This is a genomic window from Curvibacter sp. APW13 (assembly GCF_032337135.1).
Classification (GTDB): domain Bacteria; phylum Pseudomonadota; class Gammaproteobacteria; order Burkholderiales; family Burkholderiaceae_C; genus Allorhodoferax.
Genome location: NZ_JAVXZZ010000006.1, coordinates 14,032 through 29,159 on the forward strand (window position 1 = coordinate 14,032; position 15,128 = coordinate 29,159).

2 protein-coding genes are annotated in these 15,128 nt (G+C 63.1%); both read right to left on the reverse strand.

The genetic code is table 11. The features are described 5' to 3' along the window. Positions 1–3 precede the first annotated feature (3 nt). Entirely contained in the window at positions 4–14,373 is a 14,370-nt protein-coding gene (locus RQP54_RS18645; protein WP_315679982.1) for a M10 family metallopeptidase C-terminal domain-containing protein, read from the reverse strand. A gap of 302 nt (positions 14,374–14,675) precedes the next feature. After that, a complete protein-coding gene (fliE, locus tag RQP54_RS18650; protein ID WP_315679984.1) occupies positions 14,676–14,987 on the reverse strand; it encodes a flagellar hook-basal body complex protein FliE in 312 nt (103 codons plus the stop codon). Positions 14,988–15,128 lie beyond the last annotated feature (141 nt).

The following is a 15,128-nucleotide window of genomic DNA, read 5'->3' on the forward strand; positions in this document are numbered from 1 at the left end:
TGTCTACCAGATGAAATCGGACGAGCTCAGTCCGGTCGTCGAGGTCAGCACCAGTTTCATGTCGGCCGCACCGTCGCCATTGCTGTCGACCAGCAGGACGTGCGTCGCATCGTCCCACTTGCCCTGGGCATTGCCGTTGTTGCTGAAGGTGCTCACCATGCTGAAATTGTTGCCGAGTCCACTGAAGTCCAGTTTATCTTGCCCGACCACGAAATCGGTGATCGTGTCAAAAGTGGTGGTTGTGGACTGCAATTTGTCGGTAAAGGTGAAGTAGTCCGCACCTGCACCGCCGGTCATGGTGTCTGCTCCGTTGCTTCCGATGATCACGTCGTTGCCTGCACCGGCCTGGATGACCGAGCCCACGCTGGACAGCGCCAGCGTGATGGTGTCGTCCATGGATCCGCCGACCAGCGTCTCGATGCCGCTGATCGTCACGTTGTTGTTGCCGTTGCTCGACAACGTGAGCTTGTCGGTGCCTCCGCTGAGGTTGTAGGTGACAAAGGACACTGCATTGCCCAGGGTCACGTCGTCATTGGCTGCCCCCGCCACCAGCGTCTCCACGTTGGTCAGCGTCAGGGTGTTGACGCCGGAACCTGCGAGCGTTACCGAGTCGTTGGATGCACCCAAGTCGATCACGGCGCCCGTGATGGCCGTGGAGTAGGTGATGCGGTCGCTGCCGCTGCCGCCGTTGATGGTTTCGATGCCACTGACGGTGATGGTATTGGCGCCACCGGACAGATTGAGTGTGTCTGTTCCTCCGTTGAGGTTGATGAAACCCGAACCCAATGTTGTCGACAGGGTAATGGTGTCATTGCCCGAGGCGCCGACGATGGTTTCCACACCCGAGGTCGTGATGTCATTGGCCAAGCTGCTGGTCAGGGTCACCGAATCGGTGCCGCCGTTGAGGTTGAATACGTTGCCGGTGGCCTGCGCTGTCAGCGTGATGACGTCATTGCCGGAGTTGCCGGTAATGGTTTCGATCGATGCGCTGGACAGGGTGAAGGTGTTGGCACCATTGAACAGGCGCAGTTCATCGGTACCTGCGCCACCGACAAAGTTGGTGGTGCCAGATACCACGGCATTGAAGGTGATGACGTCATTGCCGGTGCCGCCGGTGATGGTTTCGACGTTGGATACCGTGAAGTCGTTGTCGTCGCTGCTCAGCGTCAGGGTGTCGGTGCCGGCGCCCAGGTCGACAATCGTGCCCGTCTGGCCCGCATTGAAGACCACGGTGTCCGTTCCGCCGGAGCCGCTGATGGTCTCTGCCCCAATGACCGTGAGCAGGTTGGTGCCAGAGGCGGCCAACACCAGGCGGTCGGTTCCCGCGCCGAGGTCGTAGGTGCCGCCGGACTGGGCTGCGGTGAGGGTCACCACGTCATTGAGCGTACCGGCCGTGAGCGTTTCCACGCCCGACACGTTGACCACATTGGCGAAGTTGCCCAGCGTCAAGGTATCGGTGCCTGCGCCCAGGTTGAAACTGCCGCCGCTGCTCAGTGTGCTCAGCGTGACGTTGTCTGCGGCTGTACCTCCCGTAACAGTCTCTACATTGGCCAACGTGATGGTGTTGCCGACGCTAGCCAGGGTTACCGTGTCCGCACCGGCCCCCAGGTTGAAGAAGTTGTTGGTTGCGGCATTGCTCAAGGTGATGACTTCGTTGCCACTGCCACCGGTCAATGTGTCGATGGAGTTGTTGAGTGTCAGCGTGTTGCCACCATTCGCAAGGATCAGGGTATTGTTGCCTGCACCGAGGTTGTAGTTGCCGCCTGCAACGCTCGCAGCCAGGGTGACGGTGTCGTCGCCGCTGTCGCCGACAATCGTTTCCACCCCATTGGCGGTGAGCGTGTTGGCGAAGTTACCCAAGGTCAGCGTGTCGGCCGCGCCACCACCGAGGTTGTAGTTGCCGGCCGTGATCTGGGTCAGGAAGGTCAGCTTGTCGTCGGCAGCACCACCCACCACAGTTTCGACGTTGGAGACCGAGGAGATGGTGTTGGCCGCGCCGGAAAGGTTGAGGCGGTTGTTGCCGCCGCCGAGGTTGACCGCGGATCCGGAGATCATGCCGGTGGCCAAGGTGATGGTGTCGTCGGTCGCATCAGCGACGATGGTCTCGGCATTGCTGACCGTGACGGTGTTGGTGCCACTGGTCTGGCTGAACGTCAGTACGTCGGTGCCGGTGCCCAGGTTGACAACGCCATTGGTCATCAAGGTCGCCACCGTCACCGTGTCGGCGCCGGTGCCACCGGTGATGGTTTCGACGTTCGACAGCGTCAGGCTATTGGTGCCATTGGCCAGGGTAAGTGAATCGTTACCAGCATCGAGGTCGAAAGTGCGTCCGGAAACGACACCGCTGAGCGTGATTTTGTCGGCGGCGGCACCAGCCACAAGGGTGTCAATATCTGTATTGAGCGTCAACGTATTGGTGCCGGTTGTGGCCAAGATCAATGTGTCTGTGCCTGCGCCCAAGCTGATGTTGACGCCAGATACTGCCGCTGTCAGCGTCACGCTGTCGTCACCACTGCCGCCCACGATGGTTTCGATGTTGGTGGCCGTGAGGGTGTTCGCCCCGCTACCGCTGGTCATGAGTACCAGCTTGTCGGTACCACCGGCCAGGTCGAACGCCTGGTTGGTGACCGTGTTGCCCAAGGTGATGGTGTCAGCGCCGGCATTGGCCACCAGGGTTTCGACGTTGGTAACCGTGAGCACGTTGGTGGCATTGGCCAGGGTCAGCTTGTCGCTGCCGTCGCCCAAGCTGATCACCTGGCCGCTCACACCAGCGCTGAGCGTGATGGTATCCACCAGAGTGCCGCCCATCACGGTTTCCACGCTGGCATTGAGGGTGAGCGTGTTGGCGGCATCTCCCAGTACCAGCTTGTCAGCGCCGGCCCCCAGGTCGATATTGGCGCCGGAGATTGCGCCTGCCACGGTGATGGTGTCCGCACCTGCATTGCCGACCACGGTTTCGATCGCGCCATCGATGGTGATGCTGTTGGTGCCGCTGGCCAGCGAGAGCTTGTCCACGCCCGCCCCTAGCGTAACGGTGGCGCCGGTGATGGCTGCCCCCAAGGTGATGGTATCTGCACCCGTGCCGCCGGTGATGGTTTCGACATTGGTCAGCGTCAAGGTGTTGGTGCCGTTGGCCAAGGTGACGCTGTCACTGCCCGAGCCCAGGTTGTAGACGCCGCTGCCTTGGGCTGCGCCGAGGGTCACGACGTCTGCCCCTGTGGTGCTGCTGGTGAGTGTTTCCGCATTGCTGACGGTCAGGGTGTTGCCCACGCCCAAAAGGGTCAGGCTGTCCGTGCCAGCACCCAGGTCATAACTATTGCCACTGACCGCAGCACTGAGCGTAAGCAGGTCGGCACCTGCATTGCCCACGATTGTTTCGATGTCTGCGCCGACCGTGAGGGTGTTGGCAGCATTGGCCAGGATCAGCTTGTCGGTGCCGGTGTCAAGGACGAAACTCAGGGTCGAACCTGAAACGCCGATGCCTAGCGTGATCGTATCGTCACCCGTGTTGCCGACGATGGTCTCGGTGTTGGACACCGTCAGGGAGTTGGCACCCACGTTGCCCAGGATCAGCTTGTCACCGCTTCCTGCGCCGAGGTTGAACGTTCCGCCCGTGGCCTGCGAACTCAAGGTGACCGTGTCATTGCCGGAGCCACCATTGAGGGTTTCCACGTTGGACAGGGTGACGGTGTTGGCGCCCGTACTTGCTGCCAGCAAGTTCAGGGTGTCGTTGCCAGCGCCCAGGTCGTAGGTCATGCCGGTGACCGTGGCACTGAGCGACAGCACGTCCGCCAGGCTACCCCCGACGATGGACTCGATGGAGGCGTCGACGGTCAGCTGGTTGGCTGCACTGGCCAGTGTCAAGGTATCGGATCCGGCGCCCAGGGTGATGCTGGCGTTGGTGATGCCGGTAGTGAACGTTACCGCATCGTTGCCCGAGGAGCCGACCACCGTTTCGATGTTGGCCACGGTGACGGTGTTGTCTCCCGTGGCTGCAAACACCAGCTTGTCGGCTCCCGCGCCCAGGTCGATGGTACGCCCGGTCACCGAGGCGGACAGGGTGATGGTGTCAGCGCCAGAATTGCCCACCAGCGTATCGATGTCGGTACCGATGGTCAGCGTATTGGTGGCGTTGGCCAGTCGCAGCACGTCGTTGCCGGTACCCAGGGTGAACGAACCTGAAGTCACACCGGTAGCCAGCGTCACATCGTCGTCACCGGTGCCGCCGGTAATGGTCTCGATGTTCGAGACCGTCAGGGTGTTGTTGAAGTCGCCCAGCGTCAACGCATCGTTGCCCGCGCCCAGGTTGTAGTTGCCCGCCGTGATCTGTGCGCTGAGCACCACGGTATCGGCCAGCGACCCCCCGGTGAGGGTTTCCACGCCCGACAGGGTGACGGTGTTGGTGCCAGTTCCAGTGCCTGCGAGGGTCAGGGTGTCATTGCCAGCCCCCAGGTTGTAGACACCGTTGGTGACCAGCGCCGAGATCGTGAGGGTGTCCGCACCGGTTCCGCCGACCACGGTTTCCACTGTGCTGTCCAGCGTAAGGGTGTTGGCGCCATCTGCCAGCGTCAGGACGTCTGCCCCCGATCCCAGGACGATGGAGCCTCCCGAAATGGCGGTCGTCAGCGTGACGAGGTCGGCGCCGGTGCTACCCACGATCGTTTCCACGTTGGCGAAGGTGGCGGTGTTGCCGTTGCCACCCAGGGTGATCTTGTCCGCGCCGGCACCCAGGTCGTAGACAGAGCCACTGGCCAGTGCAGCCGTCAGCGTCAAGGTATCTGCCCCAGTACCACCTGTGACGGTTTCCACGTTGGCCAGGGTCAGGGTGTTGGCACCGTCGGCCAGCACCAGACTGTCTGTGCCCGAACCCAGGTCATAGTTAAATCCGGACACCGCCGCGGTGAGCGTGATGCTGTCGTTGACCGATCCACCGACCAGGGTTTCGACGCTGCCATTGAGCGTCAGGGTGTTGGCACCTGCCCCCGACAGTGTCAGCGTGTCGTTGCCGGCACCAAGGTTGTAGCTGTTGCCCGATACCGCACCTGACAGCGTGATGGCGTCGGCCAGGGTACCGCCGACGATGGTTTCCACGTTGCCGCTGGCGGTGAAGGTATTGGCGAAATTGCCCAGCACCAGGCTGTCGTTGCCCGCACCGAGATCAAAGCTGCCGGTGGTGACGGCACCGCTGAAGGTGACGGTGTCTGCACCTGTGCCACCCACGATGCTTTCGACGGTGTTGACGGTGCCGTTGCCTACGGTCAGAGTGTTCGTGCCGTCGGCGAGCGTGATCTGGTCGGTTCCTGCTGCCAGGTCAAAGTTGCCGCCCGTCACGGTAGTGAGCAGGGTCAGGACCTCGTCCCCGGAGTTGCCCACCACGCTTTCCACATTGGAAAGCGTCAGGGTGTTGCCGCCGGTGGCGAGGAACAGCTTGTCCACACCACCTGCGAGGTCGACCACGGCATTGGTGACGCCTGCACCGAAGGTCACGATGTCGGCACCGGCATTTCCGGTCACGGTTTCAGCGCTGGTCAGCGTCAGGGTGTTGCCACCGGCCGCAAGCGTGATGCTGTCGTTGCCTGCGCCGAGATTGAGCGAGGCATTGAAGGGACTGGCGCTGGCCAAGGTGATGGTGTCGTCACCCGAACCGCTGGTGCTCAGGGTCTCTACACCGTCCAGGGTTGCCACATTTGCACCGGCCGCGAGGGTCAATGAGTCGCTGCCGCCGCCCAGGTTGACGGTTCCGCCGGTGATCAACGTGGTGAATGTCACGGTATCGTTGCCATTGCCGCCCACAAGCGTGTCCACACCGGAGGCCGTGATCACGTTGGTGCCCGAGCTCGACAGGTACAGGGTGTCGGTTCCGCCGTCCAGAGCCACGGTGGCGCCATTGATGGCAGCGCCGAGGGTCACGGTTTCGTCACCAGCGGAACCGGTCACGGTTTCGACATTGGTGGCGGTGATGATGTTGGTTCCGTTCGCCAGGGTCAGTGAATCGCTGCCGCCGCCCAGGTCGTAGGAGGCGCCCGAAACCGCCTGCGACAGGGTGATGGTGTCCACCACGTTGCCAGAGCCGTTCACTCGCTCAACGCTGGCGTCCAGGGTCAATGTATTGGCGCCACTGCCAGAGAGGTTCAGGGTGTCCGTCCCGGCGCCAAGGCTGAAGGTGCCTGCGGTCTGTGCGGCCCCCAATGTGATGGCGTCGGCGCCTGTACCACCCACGATGGTTTCGATGTTGGTGGCTGTCAGGCTATTGGTGCCGTCCTTGAGGGTCAGGCTGTCTGTTCCCGTGCCCAGGTCGATAACGCCACCTGCGACCACGGTGTTGAGTACCACAGTGTCTGCGCCGCTGTCGCCAGTAATGGTTTCCACGTTGCTGGCGGTAACGGTATTGGTGCCATTGGCCAGTACCAGGGCGTCGTTGCCAGCACCCAGGTCGATCTGCGCGCCAGAAATGGCGGCGCCTAGGGTCACGGTATCGGCACCGCTGTTGCCGGTCACGGTTTCCACGTCGGTGGCGGTCAGGCTGTTGGTACCAGCCCCCAGGATCAGCCGGTCATTGCCAGTACCCAGGGTGTAGGTGTTGCCGGTCACGGCGCTGGTCAGGGTGAGCGTGTCGACCCCCGTACCACCGGTGACGGTTTCGACCGTACCGTTGAGCGAGAGCGTGTTGGTGCCGTCCGCCAGGAATACGCGGTCTGCGGTGCCGGCGCCCAGATCGATGCTGATGCCATTCACGGCAGCGCTGAAGCGCACGGTGTCGTTCGCTCCGGCCCCCTGGATGGTCTCGATGGCGTTGACCGTGACGTCGTTGGCTCCCAAGCCGGAGAGGCTAAGCTTGTCTCCAGAGCCTCCGCCGAAGTCGTAGGTGACGCCGGAAGCGGCGCCGCTGACGGTCACGAGGTCATCGCCGGCGCTGCCCACGATGCTCTCGACCGTGGCGGCGACTGTGAGCGTATTGCCGCTGGCGCCCAGGGTCAGCGTGTCGGTGCCGGAACCCAAATCGATGTTGGTGCCGGAGGTTGCGCTGGTGGCAAGGGTCACCGCATCGTCTCCACTGGCCGACGCGGTAACGGTCTCCACGTTGCTCAGGGTCAGCGTGTTGGCGCCGGAAGCCAGTGCCAAACTATCGGTGCCTGCGCCCAGATCGATGCTGGCACCACTGATCACCGCTCCCAGTGTGACCGTGTCGGCAGCGGTGCCGCCCACCAGGGTTTCGATGCCTGTCGAGGTGAGGCTATTGGCGCCGGCGCTGGACAACGTGAGCGTGTCGCTGCCTGCCCCCAGGTCTACATTGCCACCCGTGACGGCAGCCGTGAACGTCACGGTGTCGGCCGCAGTGCCGCCGGTCAGTGTCTCGATACTGCTGGCCGTGAGCGTGTTGGCCACGTTGGTCAACGTGAGCGTATCGGTGCCGGTACCACCGGTCACGGTTTCCACATTGGTGGCCGTCAGGCTGTTGGTGCCGTTGGCCAGGATGATGCGGTCGCTGCCTGCGCCCAGATCGACAACCCCATTGGTGAGCGTTGCACCGAAAGTAACGGTGTCGGCTCCGGAGTCTCCGGTGATGGTTTCAATGCCGGAGGCCGTGATGGCGTTGGTGGCGTTGGCCAGGGTCAAGGTGTCGGTGCCGGCGCCGAGGTTGATGTTGCCTCCGCTGAGTCCGGCCGCCAGAACCACGACGTCGTTGCCGGTGCCTGCGGCAATGGTTTCGGCATTGCTGACGGTAAACGTGCCGCCGGAGGCCGACAGCGTCAAGGTGTCGGTGCCCGTGCCCAGATCCACCGTAGCCGCAGTACTGCCGCTGCCCAGGGTCACGTTGTCGTTGCCCGTGCCGCCGGTAATGCTTTCAACGTCGGTGATGGTGACGGTATTGGCGCCATTGGCCAGGACTACGGAGTCGGTGCCTCCATTGAGGTCAATGGCCATGCCGCTGACGGCAGCGCCGAGCGTCACCGTGTCATCGCCGGTACCACCGGCAAGGGTCTCGATGTTGAGTGCCGTGAGGCTGTTGGTGCCGTCGGCCAATGTCAGGCTGTCGCTGCCGGCTCCCAGGTCCACGGTGGCACTGGTAATCGGCGCCCCCATGATGATGGTGTCGGCGCCTGTACCGCCCAGGAGCGTTTCGACGTTAGAGATCGTCAAGGCATTGGCGCCGTTGGCCAGCGTCAGGGTGTCGGTGCCTGCGCCGAGGTCAATGTTGGTGGTGACGGCATCTGCCAGCACTACGTTGTCGGCGCCGGCAGCACCCACCACGGTTTCTACGCCAGTGATGGTGAGGGTATTGGTGTCGTTGAACAGGGTCAGCGTGTCGGTGCCCGCGCCCAGGTTGACCACGTTGCCCGTGCCCGTGAAGCCCGAGCCCATGGTGATGGTGTCGTTGCCGGTACCGCCGCTGATGGTTTCGACGTTGGAAACCGAAGCACTGTTCGTACCATCCGCCAGGATGACGCGGTCCGTTCCCGCGCCCAGGTCCACGTTGGCACCAGTGACGGTAGCCCCTAGAGTCACGGTGTCAGCGCCCGAATCACCGACCAAGGTCTCGACCCCGGTCACGGTGAGGGTGTTGGGCGAATCAAACAGGGTCAGGGTGTCGGTGCCGTTGCCCAGGTCGACGATCGCACCCGTGACGCTATTGCCCAGCGAAACCGTGTCGTCGGCGCTCTGCCCGGTAATGGTCTCGGTATTCTTGACGATGACGTTGTTGGCACCTGCAGCGCTCAGGGTGATCTGGTCACTGGTGCCGGCCCCCAGGTCGTACATGCCGAAGGTGGTGGCGTCAGACAAGGTCAGGGTGTCGGTGCCGGTGCCACCCAGCACGGTTTCCACGCCCGTGGTCGTGAGGGTGTTGGTGCCATTCGTCAGCACGATCTTGTCGCCCGAACCTGCGCCGAGGTTGACCTGCCCGCCACTGAGCACGGAGGTGAACGTGACCTGGTCTACACCGGTGCCACCCGTGACCGTTTCGATGTTGGTGACGGTGAGTGTGTTGGTGCCGTTGGCCAGCGTCAAACTGTCGGTGCCGACACCCAGGTCGACACGCATGTTGGACACCGCGGCACTGAGCACGATGGTGTCGTCCCCGGAGCCGGAAGTGAGCGTCTCAACGCTGTTGCCCAGGGTGAGGGTGTTGTTGCCCGTGGTCGACAGGATCAGCTGGTCACCGGTGCCTGCACCCAGGTCGTAGCTGCCGGACGATACTGCGCTGGTCAGCGTGATCGTGTCATTGCCTGAACTTCCTGCCAGGGTTTCGATCGAACTGTCGAGTGTGAGGATGGATGCTGCGGACAGATTCAGGGTGTCGGTGCCCGTGCCCAGACTGATGGTGCCGTTGGTTACCGCCGTGGACAGGGTGACGGTGTCGTCCCCGGTGCCACCGGTGATGGTTTCCACCGCTGCAGCGGTGACCGTGTTGGTGCCGTTGGCCAGCGTGAGGGCGTCGTTGCCGCCATTGAGGTTGATCACGGCGCCGGTGACCGTGGCGCCCAGCACCACGGTGTCGGCAGCATTGCCACCGATCACGCTTTCGATGTCGGTGGCGGTGAGGGAGTTGGCCGCTGCACCGGAGAGGTTCAGGACATCGGTGCCGCTACCCAGCGAGTAGGTCGCGCCCGTTACGGCAGCGCTCAGGGTCAGGGTGTCATTGCCCGTGCCACCCACGACGCTTTCGACTGAGGCGTTGAGGGTGAGGTTGTTCGTGCCATCGGCCAGCGTGAGGGTATCGGTGCCCGCACCGAGGTCGAAGCTGAAGGCGGTGCCCGACACTGCTGCAGACAATGTGACGCTGTCGTTGGCCGTGCCGCCGACGATGGTTTCAATGCCTGTGGCGGTGATGGTGTTGGCGCCGGCGCTGGACAGCGTCAGGCGGTCGGTGCCGCCAGCGAGGTCGTAGACCAGACCTGTGACTGCAGTGCCGATGGTGATGATGTCGTTGCCGGCATTGCCGACCACGGTCTCGACGTTGCCGCTGACCGTCAGGGTGTTGCCACCGGCCGCCAGGTTCAGGGTGTCGGTGCCCGTGCCGAGGTCAAAACTGCCTCCCGACACGGAAGCATTCAGGGTCACGGTGTCGTTGCCGGTACTGCCAATGACGGTTTCTACCCCAGACGTCCCAAGGGTGGCTCCGTTGCCTGCCAGCGTCAGGGTATCGGTTCCACCACCGCCGGTCACGGTTTCGATGTTGGTGACGGTCAACGAGTTGGTGCCGTTGGCCAGGGTCAGGGAGTCGGAGCCACCCAGCAAGTCAAAGCTCGCGCCGGTCACCGCAGCACCCAAGGTGATGGTGTCGGCCAGTGTGCCACCGGTCAGTGTCTCCACCTGGCTCATGGTCAGCGTGTTGGCCACGTCCGTCAGAACCACGGTGTCCGTGCCGGAGTTGCCGACCACCGATTCCACACCCACCAGGGTGACGGTGTTGGTGGTATTGGTCAGCATGACGGTGTCGGAAGCGTTGCCGCCAACCACGGTTTCTGCGCCCAATGCGGTGACGACGTTGCTGCCATTGGCCAAGGTCAGCACGTCGCCAGTACCACCTGCCAGGTTGATGTTGGCCCCGCTGATGGCGGCGCCCAGGGTCACGAGGTCATCGCCCGCGCCGCCCACCACGGTTTCGGTGCCGCTGACCGTGAAGGTTCCTCCGGCCGCAGCCAGATTGAGGGTGTCGGTTCCGGTGCCGAGGTCGATAGTGGCGGCGGTACTGCCCGTGCCCAAGGTCACGGTGTCGTTGCCCGTGCCGCCGACAATGGATTCGACGTTGGTGGCCGTGATGGTGTTCGTGCCATTGGCCAGGATCAGTTCGTCGGTTCCGGCAGCCAGATCGAAGGTGCCCGAGGCCATGGCACCCGTCAAGGTGATGGTGTCGTTGCCAGTACCACCTGTGACCGACTCGACGGCGGTCAACGTCAGCGCATTGGTGCCGTTGGCCAGGTTGAGAACATCGCTGCCTGCACCAAGGTTCACCGCCCCGCCAGCGACTGCCGCCCCAAAAGTGACGGTGTCCACGCCCGAATTGCCGGTGACGGTTTCGACGTTGCTCAAAGTAACGGTGTTTGCCCCGTTGGCCAGTACCACGGTATCTGTTCCGCCGGCGAGGTCGTAGGTTCCGGCAGTGACCACATTGCCAAACGTGATGGTGTCGTCACCGGCATCGCCCGTGATGGTCTCGATGTTGGTGGCAGTGATGCTGTGGTTGCCAAGCGAGAGCGTCAGGCTGTCACTGCCTGATCCCAGATCCATCGTGGCGCCCGAAATGCCTGCACCCAGGGTGATGGCATCAGCACCCGTACTGCCGGTCAGGCTCTCCACGCCCGACACGGTCAGTGTGTTTCCGTTGCCCAGCAACGTCAGGACGTCGGCGGTGCCGGCAGCCAGGTCAACCGTGTCGCCGCTGGCTGTGGCGTTTGTGATGGTGACCACATCGGCGCCGGAATTGCCCAGAATGGCTTCGACGCCTGTGACCGTGACTGAGTTGGAACCATCCGCCAGATTCAGCTGGTCGGTGCCCGTGCCGAGCGACACGATGCCATTGGTGATGGCAGCATTGAACGACACGGTGTCTGCGCCGGTACCGCCGACAATGGTTTCCACGTTGGACACGGCCAGCACGTTGCTGGCAACGTCGGCGAGTACGATCTTGTCATTGCCTGCGCCCAACAGGTAGGTGCCGTTGGTCGTCGCATTGTTCAGCGACAGGGTATCGTCGCCGGTGCCGCCAATGACTGTTTCCACGTTGGTCGTGGTCAGCGAGTTGGTACCGTCTGCCAGGGTGATGCGGTCGGTGCCGCCAGCGGCCAGGTCAAAAACTCCGCCGGTGATGGTGGTGCCCAGCGTGATTTGGTCGGCACCCGAGCCTCCGGTAATGGTCTCGACATTGCGGGCGACGAAAGAGTTCGAGTTGTCGGACAGCGTCAGGGCATCCCCTCCGCTGCCGCCGTCCACGACCACGTTGGTCAGTGCGGCGTTGAACGTCAGGGAGTCCACCCCGGTGCTACCCACCAGGCTCTCGATGCTGCCATTGAGCGTCAGCGTATTGCCGTTTCCGCCCAGGTTGAGTACGTCGCTGCCGCCACCCAGGTCGTAGTTGCCAGCGGTCAGGCTGGCGGTGAGTGTGACCACGTCGTTGCCGCCGCTGCCCACCAGGGTTTCTACCGATCCATCCATGGAGAGGGTGGATGCACCGCCCAGAGTCAGTTTGTCCGCAGTGCCTGCACCCAGCGAAATGTTGCCCGACGTGATCGCGTTGGTCAGGGTCACCGTGTCGTCACCGCTGCCGCCGACAATGGTTTCCACCGAGGTCAGCGTCAGGTCGTTGGCGTTGGCACCGGTCTGGTACAGGGTGACGCTATCGGTTCCGCCCTTGAGATCGTAATTGCCGCCCGTGATGGTGGCGCCTAGAGTCAGGGTGTCGTTGCCGGTGCCGCCGACCAGCGTTTCCACGTTGGACACCGTCAGAACGTTGGTCCCGTTGGCGAGCGTGAGGGTATCGGTACCTGTAGCCAGATCAACGGTGCCGCCGGAGACCGCTGCGCCGAACGTGACGGTGTCGTTGCCCGTACCCCCGGTGACGGTTTCCACGTTGGTGGCAGTCAAGGTGTTGGTGCCGTCAGCCAGCGAGAGCGAGTCAACGGCGGTACCTGTGCCTAGGCTGAACAACCCGCCTGTGACAGTGGTGAGCAGGCTGATCGTGTCGGCACCGCTGTTGCCCGTCACGGTTTCGACATTGGACAGGGTCAGGGTGTTGTCCGCGTTGGCCAGCGTCAGGGTATCGGTCCCGGCAGCCAGGTCAATGACGCCGCCCGACAATGCTGCGCCAAGGGTCACCGCGTCCGCATTGGCGCCGCCGGTGATGGTCTCGACGTTGGAGAGGGTAACGGTGTTCCCTCCCCCCGTCAGGGTGATGGTGTCGCCGGTGCCGGCACCGAGGTCGGCTTGCAGGCCGGAGGCCGTGGCCCCCATGACGATGACGTCGTTGCCGCCACCGCCAGTGAGTGTTTCCGCACCGGACAACGTGACGGTGTTGCCAGAGCCCGCAAGCACCAAGGTGTCGGTACCCGCACCCAGGGTGACGGTCGCTCCGGAAATGGCGGCGCCCAGGGTCACGGTGTCATTGCCCGTGCCGCCGGTGACCAGTTCCACGTCGGTGGCGGTCAGGGTGTTGGTGCTGCCCGTGAGGGTGATGGCATCGGAGCCGCTGCCAAGGCTGATGTCGCCCGCGGTAATGCCCGCGCCCATGGTGATGGTGTCGTCGCCCGTGGCCCCGACAATGGTTTCGACCCCGGTGGCCGAAACCGATTGCGCGGTGGTGACACTGGCCAGCAGCGTCAGCGAATCGGTGCCCGCGCCGAGGTTGACCACACCGCCGGTCATGCCGGTGCCCAGCGTGATGGCGTCTGCCAGTGTGCCGCCGACAATGGTTTCGACATTGGATGCGGTAACGGTATTGGCGCCGTTGGCCAGGGTCAGGCTGTCACTGCCACCTGCCGCCAGGTCCACCGTCGCTCCAGAGATGGCGGCTCCGAACGTGATGGTGTCGGCGCCCGCATTGCCCGTGACGGATTCGATATTGCTCAGCGTCAGGGTGTTGGTGCCGTTGGCCAGGGTAATGGCATCGGCCCCTGAGCCCAGGTTGATGGTGCCGCTGGCCTGTGCCGCGCCCAGGGTGACGGTATCGTCGCCCGAGCCGCTGGTAGTAACGGTTTCCACGTTCGACAGCGTCAGCACGTTGTTGAACGCACCCAGGGTCAGGGCGTCGGTCCCCGCACCAAGGTCCACATTGCCAGCGGTGATGATGGTGGCCAGTGTGAGGGTGTCTGCGACGTTGCCGCCGACCACGGTTTCCACATTACTGACGGTAAAGGTGTTGGTGCCGTTGGCCAGCGTCAGGGTATCGTTGCCTGCCCCGAGGTCCATGGTGCCTGAGGTCAGTGCAGTGGTCAGGGTCAGGACATCGGCGCCGTCGCCCAGGCTGATGCTGGATGCCGTGCCCAGGCTGCCTCCCAACGTGACAGTGTCGGCACCGGAGTCGCCGACCACGGTTTCCACGTTCTGCAGCGTGATGGAGTTGGTGCCGTTGAACAGGGTGACTTTGTCGGCCCCGGCCCCCAAATCCATGGTGTCGCCTGTGGCCGCAGCTCCGAGCGTGATGTTGTCCGCCAGTGAGCCACCGGTGACGGTCTCAATGTTGGAGAGGGTGCCGGTGTTTGCGACGGTGGTGTCCAGATAAAGGATGTCTGTGCCCGCGCCTTCGCCCAAGTCAATGCTTGCGCCGCCAAGTGCTCCACTGAGGGTGATGGTGTCCGACCCGGTGTCCGCCGTGATGGTCGTCCCACCAGGCAGTGTCAACGTACTGCCGCCGGTGATTGAAATCGTGGTTGCCATGGTCGGATCCTCTGAAAACGTTGCAAGCTAGCTGAAACTCGGAAGCGCCGGGTGTACGTCTACCCCCAGGTGCAAGCCGTGCCACCCCAGTGACACTTTGCCGCCTCTCTCGGTATTAACGGCTGATGAAGGAAAAACTTTAAACCCGGGGTGCGGACCCGTCCAGGGCCGTGGTTCTGGTGGCCTGGGGGGGCGACCGGGCAAAACGCGCGCAGCTTGGTTCATGCCCCTGTTGCGAAAATGAATAAAAAATGACGATAGTCCGCGTGGAATATGCATTGGCAGCTATGAATAGCGTAGCGTCACACCTGCATGTTCATGATGTCGGTATAGGCTTGCACCATGCGGTTGCGCACGTGCAGGGTAGCCTGGAAGCCGATTTGCGCCTTCTGGATTGCCACCATGGTTTCTTCCAGGCTGACCTTGGGGTTTTCCATTTGCACCTCCCGCTGCAGTTGGGCGGACTGGTTCTGGGCGGCGCTGACGGACTGCAGCGCCGACTTGAAGGCCGTCGAGAATCCGCCATTCGCCTCCGTGGCGGCCTGCGGTCGGGCCGCAGCTTGGGCTGAGCGCAGGGGCGATTGCGGCGAAATGGCAGAGAGTTTGAGGTCCATGGCAGCCTCCTTGGGGGCGAGTGGTGCTCTATATAAGAGGATGGTGGGGATCCTAGGGGGCCCTGTGCCGGGCATTTTTTTGAAAATAGGCTGGAAATGCGGTCTTTTTAGCCCTAATGTTTTGGGGGGTGCCTTCAATAA

Excerpts from the sequence above, each read along its gene's own strand:
- fliE (WP_315679984.1), bottom strand. The coding sequence starts at position 14,987 with ATGGACCTCAAACTCTCTGCCATTTCGCCGCAATCGCCCCTGCGCTCA.
- RQP54_RS18645 (WP_315679982.1), bottom strand. The coding sequence starts at position 14,373 with ATGGCAACCACGATTTCAATCACCGGCGGCAGTACGTTGACACTGCCT.